Here is a 17,500-nt window from a genome sequence, read left to right as displayed (position 1 = left end):
TTTTTTTCATCTATCGCATCAGAGGTACATTCAACCTAGTATTTGTCCTTTAGAGGGATTGGAATGAAGGACATTTTTCTTCATTTTCAAACCGGTTTTGTCCTTCATAACCCAGATGAAGGACATTTTTCTTCATTTTCAAACCAGTTTTGTCCTTCATAACTCAGATGAAGGACATTTTTCTTCATTTTCAAATCAGTTTTGTCTTTCATTTGTTTTCATCTCCAAAACTGCTGTTTTTAATGTATGTTCCATAGACACAAAATCTTGTTCTGCTTGTACCCTTTTTTTACGAGCATCTTCTTGAATTTTCCATGTTTCTTCTAGAGTTGAAATTAAGTCTAACTGCGTTTTCTTTAATTTGTTAATATCTGTAAAACTGCCATCTATCGTATTGCTTTTTACCAACCTTGCATTTTTTTGGATCATTTCGTTTGTTGCTTTGTTCACCTTTTTTTGTGTTTCTAATGCGTGACGCTGTCTTAGCAGCGTTAATGCAATTGCTACTTGATTTCTCCAAAGTGGAATAGTGGTCAAAATCGAGGATTGAATTTTGTCAATGACAGTTTTATTCGTGTTTTGGATTAAACGTATTTGCGGCGCTGTTTGGAGCGTAATTTGCCTGCTTATCTTCAAATCATAAATTCGCCTCTCTAAACGTTCAGCAAACTCCGCCATATCTTGTACTTCTTGCAGCTTCATCTCATCTTTTTGTGCTTCCGCTGCTGTTTTCATTTCTGGAATAATGTTAGTATGTAATTCCTCCAGCTTCCATTCTGCAGCAGCAATATACATATTAAGAGAATAAAAATACTCTTTATTGTTTTCAAATAGTTTTTCTAATAAATGAATATCTGATAATAATATATTTTTGCTGCGCTCTAACTTGACACTAATTCGGTCGATTTGAGCACCTGTTTTTTGATATTTCGATAAAACTTCTTGCACAGAACTAGAAAACCTGCCAAAAATCCTTGCAAAAAATGATTTATTTTCCATCTTCAATTCATCTGGATTTATTTCATTCAGCTTCTCCATTAGTTCACCAATAATATCGCCTACTTCTCCAACATCCTTTTTTTGGACATGCTCTAACATAGAATGAGAAAAGGAGAGTAAATTCTTTTGAGCTTTTACACCAAAAAAAATGATTTCCCGATGATTAGTTGGATCAAGGTTTTCCGCTAATTTATATACTTTTTGTTTTTCTTCTTCTGAAAGAACGTCAAGAAGGCGAATCGATTTCTCCTTCTCTCTACTTGCTCCTATTTGGTCTGTCTCCTTAAGTGACAGAGAAAATAATTCGTCCAATCCATTATCTTTTTTAGAAAGTGAGTACAGATCGTCACTCATTTTAACCTCCTACTTTCATCAAACAAGTTATCATCTTTTTTCTTAAAAGTAGTATGTCTTATTACATCTAATTCAAAATGAAGGTCGTCAATATCGTCTGTAAGAAGGATATGAAGATCATCTTCAATCGATTTTGCTAGTTGTTCCAACGTTTTTCTTGTCTCACGAAGCGTGATTTGCAGATCATGACTTTTTTTAGGCTGTGCTGATAACAGTGCATATTTCTCTGAAATTTCAACAACAGAATCTAGATGAGAGTAATAAAACTTCTCCGCGCGGTAAAATCTTTTCGGTGTTTGTTTTGTTAAATGATATATTTTTCTTGTAACACGAATAAGATCAATTCGCTGTTTAATGGAAGAAAAATGACGAATAGAAAGCACCGCTTTATTTAAACGAGTAATTTTTGTTTTTGCTTCTTTTAATTGCTTATAAATAAACTTATATTCTTTTCTAGTTAAGTGATGTTTTTTTAAAAACCGATGCTGAATTACACCATTTGTTAACAAATAAGCACCAGTTCCAGCGATCATTGCGTATACAACGGAAGGAAAGAATGTTTGATCAAAAAAGATGATGCTGCTTAACCAAGTTATCATACCAATTGGGATGGTGATCCCTGACCGGACAAGAAAAAGTAAAAATGGATTCAAAATCATCGACTCCTGACGTTATATTCCTTATTTATTACGATTTTTTCCGTAAATAGTTTCAATTTAGAAATTTTCTTACTATATAGAATATCGAAAAAAAAGAGGAATTGCCATAGACTTAAAATGGAATCTACCCTAAGACTATAGACGTATTTAGCCTATTTTTCCTATCATACGCCTAACCGATGATGGATATTAATCCCATTTTAACAAAAAACTTAAGATCCCTCACTTATTTATATGCTTATTTACTAAATATCATATCTATTATAGGATCATGACTGTAAACAGCATAAAAAATTCTTTTATCTTCTTTTTTACCGGATTTATCTTCGTTTTTTTTTCCGTTTTATCGATTTTTTGACAAAATCCGCTAAGATTCGACTTAATCAGAACAAATATCCACAGTTCTAATTTCCTAAACGATAAAAAAGAGCTCTCCATCAGGAAAGCCCTTCTTCATTTTCATATATCATCCTAGTCTTGTATGTGGTTTCATGCTGGGAACATTTTGTTTATTTTTTGTTATTCCTTTTCCTTTATAAGGAGGTTTTATTGTTAATGCAATAATAAGCGAGATAATACATAATATCGCGATAACGGTGAATGTTGGAACAAATCCACCTAGTGCTGCTGCGATAAATGAACCAGACAATGCCCCAATTCCAAACCCTTGATAAATAATACCGTAGTTTTTACTTTGATTTTTCAGTCCAAAGAAATCTGCTGTGATGGCTGGGAAGACGGTGATGTTTCCGCCAAAACAGAAGGCGATTCCTGCAACGCAAGCAAAGAACAACGGGAAATTAAGAGGGACAAAACTTAATACGGACACTGCTATTGCAGTCACAACTAATGTTCCTGCGACAACTTTTAATCGGCCTACTTTATCAGATAAGGCACCTAATATAATGCGGCCAATTGTATTAAAAATCGCGACTAACGCCACTGCATTTGCTGCTGTTTCCATATCAAGTCCTGCTAAACTTACACCGATATCTTTGACAATGCCAATTAAATACAAACCACTCATACATGCTGTGAAAAAAATCACAAAAAGAAGGTATGCTTGCTTTGTTTTTAACATTTCTTTTACTGTATAATCTTTTTGCTGAACTTGTGATGCTTGGCTTTGACTTGTTACTTTTGCTTCTTTTAATAAAAAAGATCCGCCTACTACCATTACTAGTGCAATTATTCCCCAAAACATAAATGCTTTTGAGACACCAAATGTTGCAATAAAGGAACCGTTAATAAACTTAAATAATAAACTTCCTGTTCCATATGCTCCTACAGAGATTCCGGAGATTAATCCTTTTTTCTCTGGAAACCATTTAATTAAGTTGGACAATGATGTAATATAAGCCGTTCCGTCTGCAAATCCTACCACAACACCTGCTAAAATATATAGCATCCATAAAGATGATATTTGTGAGCTAAGAATCAAGCCAATCCCGAGCATGATTCCTGCACCCCCAATGAGACGGCGAATTCCCCATTTATCCTGCAGTTTGCCAGCAAATAAGGTAGAAAATGCTAAGGCGAAGCTTGTGATAGAGAAGGTAGTTGCAACCGAGCTTAACTCCCATCCGAATGTATCTACTAAAGGTTGATTAAATAAACTCCATGTGTAAATCGTTCCTAAACCCATTTGAACAATAATCGTACCAATCACTATTTGCCACCGTTTTTCCGTAGTCGTTCTCACTTTAATCTCCTCGTTCCTTATTGGTTATCATTTCTAAATATTATAATTTTTGTATGTTATCCCTTACATCAAAAATTATATCACCAGAAAAACGAGTAAAAGCGTTATCAGAATGAAATGCATAAAATTCGGAATAAACGGTTATTACAAATGCATAATTTGTCGGAATTCTTTTCCCTTGCTTCTACTCACCGGAACCTCCGCTTTTATATCCTTTAATCTCAATAAATAAGTATGATTAAACCAAGGAACAATTTCATGAATTTTTGATAAGTTCACTGTATAGGAGCGATGACATTTAAAGAAGATGTCTTGAGGCAATTTAGCATGAAACTCAGAAATGCTCATTGGCATCATATATTCTTCCGCTTTCGTATAGACTAGCGTTACCTTTTCACTAGCTGCCGCATAATAAATTTCATTTACGTCTGTCACGATGATATGATCATTTTTTCGTAAATTTATCCGCCCTTGTGCTTTAGCATTTCCATCTTGTCCTTTTGCCTCTTCTTCATTGGTTGATTTATAATGATCTCGATTAAATGCTCCTTCTAATTTTTTCAACATAGCAGCAATTCTTTTTTCATCATATGGTTTTAAAATATAATCAAATGCTTCTAGTTCAAATGCTTGTACAGCGTGCTCTTTATAGGCAGTAGTAAAAATAATATACGGTTTTTTCGCAAATTTGCTAATATTGCTTGCAAGAAACATTCCGTCTAAAGAAGGAATATTAATATCAAGAAAAATAGCATCTATTTCTGTCTCCTGTAAAAACTTTAAAACATCTAATCCGTCATCAAACGATGCTACCACTTCAATATTGCTATGTGTTTGTATTAAATACTCCATTTCTTCTCTCGCCGGAATTTCATCTTCAACAATAATCGCTTTCATTGTTTTACTCCTTTGCCACCTCAAAATATACTTCCGTTCCTAGGTTCAAACGTTTAATGACAAGCCCTGTTCCATACATTAATTTTAAGCGCTGATGTACATTTGATAATCCAATTTGTTTTGACGGAACTTTATCGTGGTATAGGTTATCAATCACTTCTTGCTTGATTCCAGCTCCGGTATCTTTTACACTAACCCTTATTTTCTCTCCCTTATCTTTTACAGAAATAATGATTAAACCAGGACCTTTTCTTTTTAATATCCCGTGAACGACAGCATTCTCAACAAGCGGCTGAATGAGCAAGCTTGGCAGGTTTACATGAATGTCTTCCACCTCATATTCCACTTGGAGCTTGCTTCCAAATCGCGCCTGCTCTATTTCAATATAATCACGAACTTGCTGAAGTGCTATTTGAATATCCATTAATTCTTCTCCCACTTCTAAGTTAAAACGCATATATCCAGAAAGATTATGAATTAGCTCTCTTGCTTTCTCAGGATTTTTTCTTGTTGTAGAAGCAATGGCGTTTAAGGCATTAAATAAAAAATGCGGATTAATTTTTGTTTGCAGCGCTTTTAATTCAGCTTTATTTGCAGCTTCCTTTATTTGCTCTATTCTTGATACTTCCATTAAAGTAGAAATAATTTGTGCGAGACCGATGGCCATTGTTTGCAGTGTATATGTAATCGTATTAGCTTTTTGATAATAAATTTTTAACGTTCCTGTAATGATGTCTCTTTCCTCTAACGGAATAATAAGAAGGCAATGAATTTGCGATGTATGATGGTCAGCAATATTATTTCGAATCGTAATTTTTCCGCTTCTAATCGTTTCTTTCGTTAGATCACTAATAATTTCATGACTGCCTTTGTATTTTTCTTCACCGAATCCAACATACGCAAGTACATCTTTTGTGTCCGTAATAGCAACTGCATCCGCATTTATATCATTTTTAATAATCGTACAAATGGTATACAAGGATTCCGCATTAATAGAACGAAAGTACGGCAATGTTTTATTCGCAATATCAAGGGCTAGCTTTGCCTGGCTTGCTGCAATTCTTTCTTTCTCTCCTTCTATATTTGCAATCATTAATACGATTAAGCCGATGCTCACTTGGCCTACAATCATCGGAATTCCTATTTTCGAGACAATATCTACTCCTAATTGAAATGGTTCTGCCATAACTAAAATAAACACCATGGTTAAAGTTTCACAAAACATCCCGGCAATAATCCCCATTATCCAGCGATTTGCTTTTTTCACACGAAAATGAATATAACCGGAAACGATGCCAGCTAATATACTCGTAATAAGGCAAGGAATAGAAGTTGCTCCTCCGATATCAATTACATAACGATGGACTCCCGAAACAATGCCTGTTACCACACCTACCCACGGTCCAAATAATATCCCGCCTGACATAATAGCAATTGTTCTTATATTAACAAGTGATCCTTCCACTTCAATTCCAGAATAAGTGCCAAATATAGCAAATAGGCAAAAAATAATCGTTATCAACGTTAATTCTGTTAGTGTATGCCTTTCCTTTTGCAAAGTTTCTTTAAACTTTGGCACACGGGTCATAAAAAACAACGAAATCAGCAATAATGCCGCTCTTTCAAATAATTGAATCAACATCTCCAATTCAGCGGAATAATTCAATAGAAATTCCTCCTCGAAGCCACATTCTTTCCTATTTATATTAGCAACATTTAAAGGAAGCTTCATTAATATTTGTAATTTATAACATTTTGTACAAATATTTATAGAATGTGATGAAAGTAAATAAAATAGAATTTGTATTTTTTTAAAGGCTGTTTTCGTATAGATTGTTGCTTTTAAAATCGCAGCCTGAATACACTTCGTCCGTTTAGCGAGCGTCGAGCCTCCTCGTCGCATACGCTCCTGTGGGGTCTCGTCTTTCTCGCATTCCCACAGGAGTCTACGTGTATTCAGGCTGCAAAGAAACGCTTTTCCAAATGTATTAATGTTAAAAACAACAAACTTTGAGAAAACAGCCTTTTTAAAAGATAGAAAGGTAGAAAAAGAAAGCATATGTCGACAGATAAAAACCTGCTAGTTACTTTAGCAGGTTTTGTAGGTTATCTTCTATTACTTTTCGGATCCAATGCATCACGAAGACCATCTCCAATGAAGTTAATACATAATACTGTAATAAAAATCGCAAGACCTGGTGGCACCCATGCTTCTGGGCTATTTCTTAAGATACGAATACTTTGTGCTTCGGAAAGCATATTTCCCCATGTTGCAGTTGGCTGTGGAATACCAAAGCCGATAAAACTCATTGCAGATTCAATAATAATGTATGTCGCCATCATTAAAGAGGCGTTTACGATAATCGGACCAATCGCATTCGGAATAAAATACTTAAAAATAATCCTAAAATCACTGGCGCCAATTGCTTTTGCACCTTGCACAAATTCTTGTTCCCGTAAGGAAAGATAAGTTCCCCGAATGACCCTCGTTAAATTAGGCCAGGATGTTATCGCAATGATCGCAACAAAACTGCCAATGGTTACTTTCGGCATAATGGAAACAACTGTTAAAGCGATTACGATAAATGGAAGCATTAAAATTAAATCAGCTATACGCATGATAATCGTATCTACAATTCCCCCGTAATAGCCTGCAATAGAACCTAAAACAACACCGATTACTAATGTACATACCATTGCACTAAATCCTACAATGAGAGATATCCGGCCACCATATAATAAACGGGATAAGTTATCTCTTCCTGAGCCATCATTCCCCAGTGGATGACCTTCACTTGGTGGATGTTCTACTCTCAAAAGATCAGATTTTGTTGGACTTTGATCTGTTAATAAAGGGGCAAATATTACTGCCATTACAATCAAAAACAAAATAACAACACTTGCAACAGCTAGCTTATTTTTCATAAACCTCTCAAAAGCAATTTGGGTAGGACTTTTACTTTTTTTCATATTAGGATTAATAGAAAATTCCGGTTGTGTCTCAACAGATGATTGTTGATTAAGCTGCATATTTTTTCACCTCATTCGTAACGGATTCTTGGATCAACAAGACTGTAGCCGATATCCGCTAATAAATTTCCTAATAGAGTAAAGAAGCCTATCATTAATGCAATGGTCATAATTACAGGATAATCTTTACTTGATATCGAGTTGATAAATAATGTTCCGAGTCCTGGATACTGATACACACTTTCTGTTATAATAGCCCCAGCTAAAATGGTACCAACTTCAAATCCTAATAATGTAACGATAGGAATTAACGCATTACGCAAAGTATGCTTATAAAGAACCGTATTTTCTGTCATCCCTTTTGCTCTTGCTGTTCGAATATAATCCCCGGATAATACATCAAGCACTTCTGACCGCATATAACGAGTATATGTTGCCATTCCGGCTAATCCTAATGTCAATCCTGGCAAGATTAAATGATGAAGTTTATCTACAAACAATTCAAATCCTTCTAAACCAGGCTTTGAAACCGTTCCTTGAGAAGGAAACCATCCTAATTGAACCGAAAAGAAATAGATTGCCACTAACCCAAAGAAAAAGCTTGGAATAGCAAGTCCAAAAAAACTAAACGTTGTTACACTGTAATCTAATACAGAATAAGGTTTTCTTGCCGAGTAAATCCCAATTGGAATCGAAAACAGGATGGTAATAATTAATGAGAAAACCCCTAAAGTAAGTGTATTCTCAACGCGTGCACCTACTAAATCAGTAACCTGCCTCCCCTTATAAACAATCGATTCACCAAAATCTCCTTGAATCATATCTCCAACCCAATGAAAATATTGAATATATAGCGGATCATTTAATCCTAACGCTTCTTTTTGTTTTTCATATACAGCAGGGTCCACATTCGGATCTAGTTTTCCAGTAAAAGGATCACCAGGAGCTGCTTGCATTAGTCCAAAAACAATGACTGTTAAAGCAAACAACATTGGAATAAACACAAGAACACGACGAATGATATATTTGTACAAAGGTCCTCCTCCATTCTCATTGATGTTAAATAGATAATTTCCATCTTCTATTAACTTTTAGGCTCTGTTAAACTTGCCTGTTGATTTCCGTTCCAGGCGTTCGCTTTCCGCGGGCGGTCCGGGAGCCTCCTCGGCGCTATGCGCCTGTGGGATCTCCCTCTGACTCGCTTTTCCCGCAGGAGTCTCACACCTTCCACTCCAATCAACATCGTGCCAAAATCAACAATGAGCTTTAACATAGCCAACTTTTAAAAAGAAAAGAGCAACAGAAATGTTCCGTAAGCTCTTTCCTCTTGTTTCTTGCTCTTTTTATTCAGTTACATTCCACAAATGGGTTTTATTTAAGAAAGTGTATGGTAATACATCTACACCTTGAAGACGTTTGTTATATGTCCATAAGCTATTTTGAGCGTATAGAATAAACGCTGGAAGGTCTTCTCCAAATTTAACTTGCCATTTGCTGTACACTTCACTACGGTAATCTTGCTTAAACGCATCTGGAGGAGTAAATGCATCTTTTAACAACTGATCTGCTTCTGGATCATTCCAACGAGAATAGTTGTAAGCAGCTGTTGATGACCATAATCCGCTTGGATCTGGATCTGTGCTATCTAAGTTCCAGCCAATTAAGTATAAATCCCAATCTTGAGCATTATATTCAAGATCATCAAAGTATGCTGCCGCTTGTTTTGGTTGACGTAAATCAATTTTAATGCCTACATCTTGAAGAAACTCTTGGATGATTGGTGCAGATTTTTCACGAATTTGGTTTCCTATTGGATAGTTTAGATTTAAAACCCATTCTTTTCCGTTTGGATCTTCACGGAAGCCATCACCATTTTTATCTTTATAGCCAGCTTCATCTAATAAAGCTTTTGCTTTTTCTTTATTAAACGCATATTGTTCCGGTGTTTTATCATCATATGCCGAGAATTGTGTGGCCATTGGAGAATTTTGAACTACTCCTTTTCCATTCAACAATCCTTTAATCAAATAATTACGGTCGATGGCATATGCAATTGCTTGACGAACTTTTGGATTGGATAATTTTTTGTTTTCAATCCATTTAGATGGATCTAGTGTTTTATCGCCTTTTGCACGATGATTATGCATCATACCCATTACTTGGTAACCGAAATCTGGTTGCTCTATAATTTTCAAGTTGTCATTAGCATCAACTGTTTCATAGTCAGCCGCTTGAATTCCTGTTGGGTCCGCTACAAAATCAACTTCTCCACTTTCTAATAAACCAAGAATAACGGATTGGTCGACTACTTTCCATACAATGCTATCAAGGTATGGTTTGCCTTGCCAGTAATCATCGTTTCTTTCAAGAACATATTGTTCTCCTTCAATGATTTCTTTTAATTTGAATGGACCTGTACCGATTACTTCTTTTGTTGAAGCAGCAACTTTTGGCATATCAGCAATTGCTACATCTTTAAAAACATGTTCAGGAATAATAAAGAAGCTCGCATCAGCAAGCGCTAAAACGTTAGGCTTGGCATACTTAAATTTTACTGTATGGTCATCTACCGCTACAACGCCTTCAAAATCTTTCGTTTTTCCAGTAGAGAATTCCTGATAACCTACTAGTCTTTCCACATATTGTGTACGGACACCGCCTGCTTCTACATATCCAGGACTAGCAATTGTTTTGTATGTAAATACAACATCATCGGCAGTAAATGGCTCGCCATCATGCCATTTAACATTTTCTTGCAGATGGAATGTTGCCTCTGTATGGTCGTCATTAAATTCCCAGCTTTTTGCTAAGTTTGGTTTAAACTCTAAGTTTTTATCTTGTGTTAATAATTGTTCATGTGTTAATAATAAAATATTATTTTCGTATTGATCTTGATAAAAAACCGGGTTAAAGATGCCTGCTGGAGCTGTATCCATTGCACCAGTCACTGTTCCTCCAGCTTTTGGTTTAGCATCTCCACTTGGCTTTGCATCCGTGTCTTTGCTGCCACTGTTACATGCAGCCAGCACTCCCATTACTAGGATAAAGCATAAAACAAGCAACCAACTTTTCTTCTTCACAACGTTTCCCCCTTTTAAAATTTTTTCATTATATAGTGAACACAAGAATAGTAACGCACCACCTCCTTATAGACAAAAAATGATTAATCTTCTTTGTTGTATAAGTGGCATGCAACAAAATGTCCTTCTTCAACTTCCATTAACTCAGGACGAACCATTGCACAACGTTCATGTGCCTTTGGACAGCGTGTTCTAAATGAACATCCCGATGGAGGATTGGACGGACTTGGCAAATCCCCTTGTAAAATAATTTTTTCTTTTTTCTTATGTATGTTCGTTGTTGGAACTGCAGACAACAGCGCCTGTGTATATGGATGAAGCGGAGTATCATAAAGATTTTTTTTCGGTGCTATTTCGGCAATTCTTCCTAAATACATGACTGCTACACGATCACTTATATGTTTAACCACACTTAAATCATGAGCAATAAATAGATAGGTTAAGTTAAATTCATCCTGCAAATCTGCCATTAGATTTAGAACTTGTGCCTGTATGGATACATCAAGTGCCGATACTGGTTCATCACAAACAATAAACTTAGGGTTTAGTGCTAATGCACGTGCAATACTAATCCGTTGTCTTTGCCCACCTGAGAACTCATGTGGATACTTTACACGATCAGCTGCCCGCAAACCTACTTTTTCTAATAGATTAATAGCTTTTTCTTGTCTTTCATGTCTTGATAGGTTCGTTTGGACAAGAAGGGGCTCTTCTATTAATTCTTGTACACTCATTTTTCCGTTTAGCGAAGCAAAAGGATCTTGAAACACGATCTGCATATCTTTTCGTATTGGACGCATCTTTCTGTTGCTAATAGTAGAAATATCTTGATCTTCAAATACAATTTTTCCTTCTGTAGGATCTAACAAGCGCAAAATGATTCTACCTAGTGTAGATTTCCCAGAACCTGACTCACCAACTAGACCTAATGTCTCTCCTCTAATTACATTTAGGGATATACCATCTACTGCTTTTACATGGCCGACTGTTCTTTTTAATACTCCCCCTTTAATAGGAAAATATTTCTTAATGTTCTCTGCTTGCAGTATGTAGTCTTTCTCTGTTTTTTTGACTAAATCTTGCTCTAATAATGACATGAATTCTAACTCCCCCTATTCGTACAGATAGCATCGAACCTTATGGTTATGCTCTTTTTCTAGAAGTTGTGGGTTGCTTTCCCTACATCTATCCATTACAAATTTGCAGCGATCAGAGAATCGGCAGCCTACAGGAAAATCATATGCAGGAGGAACAGTTCCTTGAATCACGCCAAGTCTATCCACATCATCATCAAGGTTTGGCAGACTTTCTAATAAACCGCTTGTATAAGGATGCTTTGGCTCTGTAAATAATTCCTTCACATCGGCTTGCTCTACAATTTGACCGCCATACATAACCATTACACGATCAGCATATTCCGCAACTACTCCAAGGTCATGTGTAATAAGTAAAACTGCCATATTAAATTTCTTTTTCATTTCATCTAATAAATCAAGAATTTGCGCCTGTATTGTTACATCCAGTGCTGTTGTAGGTTCGTCTGCAATAAGAAGTTTCGGCTCACATGAAATGGCGATCGCTATCATAGCCCGCTGACGCATGCCGCCCGATAATTGATGGGGGTACTCTTTCATTGTTTCTTCTGCTCTAGGAAATCCAACTGTCTTTAAAATCTCTACAGCTTTTTGATGTGCTTGTTCTTTCGAAAGCTTATTATGCTTTTTTATTGTCTCTATAAGTTGATTTCCAATGGTAAATACAGGGTTTAATGCTGTCATCGGCTCCTGAAATACCATTGCCATCTCACTGCCGCGAAGCTTTGCCATCTGCTTGTCTGTATAAGGAACGATATCCTTTCCATCAAATCGGATTTGGCCTTCTCTAATTTTCCCAGGTTTTCCAACAAGCTTCATTATAGAGAGCGATGTAATACTTTTACCACTGCCAGACTCTCCTACCAGTGCCACCGTTTCACCTGGATTAATGGAAAAATTAACTCCATCAACCGCTTTAGCAACCCTTTGCTTATCTACTTGAAAATAAGTTTTTAAACCTTCCACTTCTAACAACGCATGTTTAACCATTCACTCACCTCAACAAAAATCCTAGTTACATTTATTCATTTTTAAAAACTTCTTATAATTATATCCAACTCTAAAAAACATTTTTTTAAAATATAAACATTATTCTGAAAATACAATAGTTTTGTTTATTAATATAATACTGTGCTCAAATATTGTAAAGACAATTTTTTCGTAAAATGGCTTATATTATAAAAAAATTGCAACTTTTTGAATTTTTTTTGTCAAAAAATCGTAAGTTCACCCATAAAAAATCACTTTCCATTAAACAAAATTAACACAATTATAGTATTTCAAAATAATTTAAAATACTATATTGTAGTTTGATCACGTTTACTATTCCTTTACATTCACTTGATATTTATTTACTTTATATAAATCAACTAATTTTTATATACTCTATTAAGCATCCTTTAAATTATTTTTATATATCTTTTTGTTAGTAAAACTTTTTACATCCACCTAATTTTTTCATTTATTATTAATTAAAAATAAAATTCATTCTTTTTATTATTTTTTTCGATTAACTAAAGAAATTTTATTATTCTTATGTAGATGGTAGAAAAATAATAATAGTAACATTTTAAAGAGAGAATAATATTATCACCTCTAAAATCAGTTTCTCTTTCTAAAAGAAGATAAATAGACAGAATATTCAGTGGATAACACCATATGTTATCCCTCATTTGATGTCAAACAATAAATTGGAAAAAATACTTGATTTTAAAATTTCTATATAATACCATAGTTTTATGAATATAAAACAATTAGATGATGAAATAAGAGTACAAATTTTTAAAGCTTTATCAGATGAATCAAGAATTGCGATTGTTCGCACGCTTTATTTAAGTGGCAAAGAGTTAAGCTGTGGAGAAATTGGTGAAAGGTGTGATATTTTAAAAACAACTGCCTCTTATCATTTTAAAACGTTAAGAGAAGCAAAGTTAACAATTGTCCGTAAAGATTCTCGAACAAAATATGTACAACTAAACTTAGAAACGTTTGAAAAGTATTTACCCAATTTTTTAGAAACTCTTTAATAGGTTGTTCAAAAAGGCATCAAATGAAAGGCGGCTAATCTCTTCGTTGTTGGCTGGCTTCTAATTTGTGCCCTTTCTAGGCTGTTTTCTTAAAGTTTGTTGTTTTTTACATAAAAAATTGGAGATGAAGTACTCTGCAGACGGAATACACGTAGAATCCTGTGGGAATGCGAGAAAGACGAGACCCCACAGGAGCGTACGCGACGAGGAGGCTCGACACTCGTCCACGGAAAGCGAAGTGTATTCCGTCTGCGAATTTAAAAGCAACAACTATACGAAAAAAGCCTTTATCTAACAATTCGTTCAATAGTTTCAAAGTTTTAAAACTATTTAAAGGAGATTTTCCCATGAATAAAATAATTGCTTTATTTTTCTTTGTTATGTTTGTAATAGGAACAGATACATTTTTACTCTCGCCTTTATTGCCTATACTTTCAGATCTTTATGATGTACCAACAAATATCTCAGGTTGGATGGTCAGCTCATATGCGTTAGGATATGCTGCTTTTGCTTTGATAGCCGGTCCAATTTCCGATAACCTTAACCGAAAAAAAGTAATGATATACGGAATGATTAGTTTTGCAATCGCTACTTTATTATGTGGATTCGCATCGAGTTTTTGGCTAATGTGTTCGATGAGATTTATCGCAGGAGTAAGTGCAGCATTTGTTTCTCCTCAAATTTGGGCTACTATTCCATTATTAGTTGCTCCCGAAAAAATAATAAAAAGCATGGGAATCGCAACTGCAGGATTAGCAATCTCCCAAGTAATTGGATTGCCTATTGGCAGCTATCTTGCTTCTTTTTCATGGAATATGCCGTTTTTTATTTTATCTGGATGCTCCTTTATCCTTCTTTTATTCCTAGTGTTCACCATGCCTTCCATGGAACCTAATAAGAATATCGAAAATAGAGAATCTATTATTCAACGATACAGATCTTTATTTTCCCATCCGAAAGCAGCAACATTATTTTTTGCCTATTTTCTTTTTCAAACAGGGAATTTTGGTGCGTTTGGCTTTTTAGGAACATGGCTGAGTGATGCTTATCATTTTAATGTCAGTCAAATAGGCAGCGCTATGTTTATATTAGGGTTAGGCAATTTTTGTGGAAGCTTTTTCGGAAGCAGATATATTAATAAAATTGGCATGTCTACTTCCCTTTTAGGCGGAGTTTTCCTGATGGGCATTTTATATTTTTGTCTACCTTTTTATCATCATATTTTTCTTGTTGAACTTTCTTTTTTCTGTTTATTCTTTTTAGCAGGCATCTTATTTCCTCTTATGATGAGTTTACTGCAATCTTTATCTGCTACTGCAAGAGGAACGATTGCTTCATTATCTAATTCACTTATGTACATAGGCACCACGATAGGTATAATGATTGCCGGTCAACTATATCATCACTTTAACTATTTTCTTGCCGTCACTGCATTTACAGCTATAACGTTTATTTTTTCTATCATATTTTTTCGTGCAGGCAGTGTGGTAAAAGCAGAAGCAAAATTAGAAGCAAAAGCCTAACTAAAAAAGGTGAGTTTCTACTATATAATAGAAGACTCACCTTTTTATTATTTTTTAAAAATGCCAAATGACTTTCCAAGCGGCAGGACAACTTGTCCAAAATGTGTGTTTAACACAATAGCTGCACTACCATAAAAAGATAATAGGGCGATGCACAATTCTGCTATGCCAGCAATCATATGAGTTACTTCATACATAATGCCAAAGGAACTTAAAGATAATCCAATAAATAACAAATCAATAAAAACGAAAATAACAAATAATACTTTATTTGTTTCTAAAGCCCCTACTGTCATAAACAAACTGAAAATCAAATAGCCAATAAAAGCAAAACCAAGTTGTTTCATATCTACATTTGCAGCAAGCTTTTCGCCAAAAACTCCTAGTTGAAGCAACCAAGTAGTTCCTACTCCAAACCAAAACAGACCGAAAGCTCCAAATGCTGTTGTTCCAAAAATATTATTGTGTTTTGCATCAAGTAATGCTGCAATCAGCTGTGCTATTCCACCTAAAAAAATAGCCCATGGCAATACTAACGAAACACCTTCCGTTATGCCTAATTTTTGTGATGATGCTACAAGTGTTACCATCGCAAGACCGAACAATCCTAATGCGGATGGATCTGCTGTTATAATTTTAACCTGCGTGTGATTCTGCGTTCCCATATTTTCCTCCTTATACTGTGTGTTCAAAAGAAGACAATCAAAGCGGAGAAGGTCGAGACGAGGAAGTCACGAAGTCCATACGTGAGGATTGCAGTGACGACTACAAAGAGATTCGACCGCTATGGTTCCCGAACTTTTTGAACAAACTTTAAAAACATACTCATGTAATTTATAAGATTATAGAAGAAGTGTCAATACAGATTTTGTCGAATTAACATTATTCATATTTATTCCCTGATTCAGTTCCTAAAATACGGAAATACTCCCCCTAAATATTGAAGAATTCGTACCCTGCCGACTCAACTAAATAACAATGACAAAAGAATATTCATCCTGTTTTGTGAAATACTATTAATGCTTGTAATAAAAACCAACGAGGTCAAATAATAATGATTGAAAAAGGAAAAATTTCTTCATTTCAAATGGCAATTATCGTCGTAATGTTAATCATATCCACTGCTTTGCTCACTGTTCCAGCAGTTACAGAAAAACATGCAAATCGTGATATGTGGATGTCACCAATATGGGCATCACTTAATGGGGTATTAACAGCTGCTATTGTCTATCAGTTAAATAAAATTCATCCCAAAAAAACGATTATTCAGTACACTCCTCAAATTACGGGAACAATTATTGGAAAGGCGATTGGGTTTATCTTTTTATTTTATTTTTTACATGCATCTGGCTTGATTTCTATCGAATACGCAAATGTCATTAATAGTCTCTTTCTTGTTGAAACACCTTCCATTATCATTATGGGAAGCATGATTCTTGTTTGTGCATTTGCTGTACGAGGGGGAGTAGAGATTGTCGGGAGAGCTGCAGGGGTATTCGCACCCATTTATTTATTTCCATTATCTTTATTCATACTACTACTGCCCAGTTTAAAATTTAATAACCTACTTCCAATAATGGAAAATGGGATACTTCCATCTATTAAAGGTGCTCTAATACCTCAAGTATGGTTCAGTGAAGTTTTTCTAGTTTCCATGCTACTTCCTTATATTACAGATAATAAAAAAGGGGTAAAACCAGTTTTATTCGCAGTTTTATTTGCGATGATAACGATGGTTTACATCAACTTAGTCACCTTATTTTTATTTGGAGATTCTTTAGCCACGTATTCTTATCCAGTATTTTCTGTTTTCAAATACGTGGAGATTCCTCCCTTTTTTGAACATATTGAATCCGTTGTAATTGTCATATGGGTAACGGGGGTATTTATTAAGCTCTCCCTCTTTTTTTATGCACTTGTATTAGGAACGGCTCAATGGATCGGGCTAAATAACTATCGTTCACTCGTCTTCCCACTCAGTTTTATTGTCCTTTTATTTGGTAAATGGGTATCTCCAAATTTACAGGAACTGAATAAATTTCTAGAAACCATCAGTCCATACTATACAACATCCATTTTCACCGTCATTCCTATGTTTTTATTGCTTGTTTCTATTATAAGGAGGAAAATATTCAAAAAGGAGTAATCACCTTTTAATGGTAGGCTGTTTTCTTATAGATTGTTGCTTTTAAACG

Annotated in this window: 14 protein-coding genes; 3 read left to right on the top strand and 11 right to left on the bottom strand. The window is 35.0% G+C overall.

The window, feature by feature from the left end:
- Positions 1 to 195: 195 nt before the first annotated feature.
- The 10 genes from ACTYA4_RS15870 to ACTYA4_RS15825 all read right to left on the bottom strand — a co-directional run bounded on the left by ACTYA4_RS15870 (position 196) and on the right by ACTYA4_RS15825 (position 12,745).
- The gene (locus tag ACTYA4_RS15870; RefSeq protein WP_443483101.1) at positions 196 to 1,353 is read right to left on the bottom strand and encodes a toxic anion resistance protein; all 1,158 of its coding nucleotides are present in this window, start codon (positions 1,351 to 1,353) and stop codon (positions 196 to 198) included.
- Complete coding sequence (locus ACTYA4_RS15865; protein WP_443483100.1) at positions 1,350 to 2,012, bottom strand: 5-bromo-4-chloroindolyl phosphate hydrolysis family protein; 663 nt, start codon at positions 2,010 to 2,012, stop codon at positions 1,350 to 1,352. Before ACTYA4_RS15865 ends, ACTYA4_RS15870 begins: the two co-directional genes overlap by 4 nt.
- 466 nt (positions 2,013 to 2,478) lie before the next feature.
- Positions 2,479 to 3,714, bottom strand: a complete 1,236-nt coding sequence (locus tag ACTYA4_RS15860) for an L-lactate MFS transporter (RefSeq protein ID WP_443483099.1) — start codon at positions 3,712 to 3,714, stop codon at positions 2,479 to 2,481.
- Positions 3,715 to 3,858: 144 nt separating this feature from the next.
- The gene (locus ACTYA4_RS15855; RefSeq protein WP_443483098.1) at positions 3,859 to 4,611 is read right to left on the bottom strand and encodes a LytR/AlgR family response regulator transcription factor; all 753 of its coding nucleotides are present in this window, start codon (positions 4,609 to 4,611) and stop codon (positions 3,859 to 3,861) included.
- 4 nt (positions 4,612 to 4,615) lie between these two features.
- Complete coding sequence (locus ACTYA4_RS15850; RefSeq protein WP_443483131.1) at positions 4,616 to 6,253, bottom strand: LytS/YhcK type 5TM receptor domain-containing protein; 1,638 nt, start codon at positions 6,251 to 6,253, stop codon at positions 4,616 to 4,618.
- Between the two features lie 464 nt (positions 6,254 to 6,717).
- On the bottom strand, positions 6,718 to 7,641 hold the full coding sequence (gene opp4C, locus ACTYA4_RS15845) for an oligopeptide ABC transporter permease (RefSeq protein ID WP_443483097.1): 924 nt from the start codon (positions 7,639 to 7,641) through the stop codon (positions 6,718 to 6,720).
- An 11-nt stretch (positions 7,642 to 7,652) separates the two neighbouring features.
- Entirely contained in the window at positions 7,653 to 8,615 is a 963-nt protein-coding gene (locus ACTYA4_RS15840) for an ABC transporter permease (protein WP_443483096.1), read from the bottom strand.
- A gap of 309 nt (positions 8,616 to 8,924) precedes the next feature.
- Positions 8,925 to 10,661: a peptide-binding protein gene (locus ACTYA4_RS15835; protein ID WP_443483095.1), complete on the bottom strand. Its 1,737-nt coding sequence runs from the start codon at positions 10,659 to 10,661 to the stop codon at positions 8,925 to 8,927.
- A gap of 83 nt (positions 10,662 to 10,744) precedes the next feature.
- Positions 10,745 to 11,758 (bottom strand): ABC transporter ATP-binding protein, encoded by a 1,014-nt coding sequence (locus ACTYA4_RS15830; RefSeq protein WP_443483094.1) that lies wholly within the window; start codon positions 11,756 to 11,758, stop codon positions 10,745 to 10,747.
- Between the two features lie 15 nt (positions 11,759 to 11,773).
- A complete protein-coding gene (locus tag ACTYA4_RS15825) occupies positions 11,774 to 12,745 on the bottom strand; it encodes an ABC transporter ATP-binding protein (protein ID WP_443483093.1) in 972 nt (323 codons plus the stop codon).
- A gap of 749 nt (positions 12,746 to 13,494) precedes the next feature.
- On the opposite strand from ACTYA4_RS15825, the gene ACTYA4_RS15820 reads away from it, so the two are divergent.
- Both ACTYA4_RS15820 and ACTYA4_RS15815 read left to right on the top strand, forming a co-directional pair.
- Positions 13,495 to 13,782: an ArsR/SmtB family transcription factor gene (locus tag ACTYA4_RS15820; protein ID WP_443483092.1), complete on the top strand. Its 288-nt coding sequence runs from the start codon at positions 13,495 to 13,497 to the stop codon at positions 13,780 to 13,782.
- Between the two features lie 347 nt (positions 13,783 to 14,129).
- Positions 14,130 to 15,305, top strand: a complete 1,176-nt coding sequence (locus tag ACTYA4_RS15815) for an MFS transporter (RefSeq protein WP_443483091.1) — start codon at positions 14,130 to 14,132, stop codon at positions 15,303 to 15,305.
- 47 nt (positions 15,306 to 15,352) lie between these two features.
- On the opposite strand, the gene ACTYA4_RS15810 is transcribed toward ACTYA4_RS15815, so the two are convergent.
- Positions 15,353 to 15,970, bottom strand: coding sequence for an acetate uptake transporter (locus tag ACTYA4_RS15810; protein ID WP_443483090.1), 618 nt, complete (start codon positions 15,968 to 15,970; stop codon positions 15,353 to 15,355).
- 389 nt (positions 15,971 to 16,359) lie between these two features.
- Here ACTYA4_RS15810 and ACTYA4_RS15805 point away from each other — a divergent pair, with 389 nt between their 5' ends.
- The gene (locus tag ACTYA4_RS15805) at positions 16,360 to 17,451 is read left to right on the top strand and encodes a GerAB/ArcD/ProY family transporter (RefSeq protein WP_443483089.1); all 1,092 of its coding nucleotides are present in this window, start codon (positions 16,360 to 16,362) and stop codon (positions 17,449 to 17,451) included.
- Positions 17,452 to 17,500: the final 49 nt, after the last annotated feature.

Source organism: Niallia yueguangensis (assembly GCF_052663115.1).
This window is presented reverse-complemented; position numbering and strand designations above follow the sequence as displayed.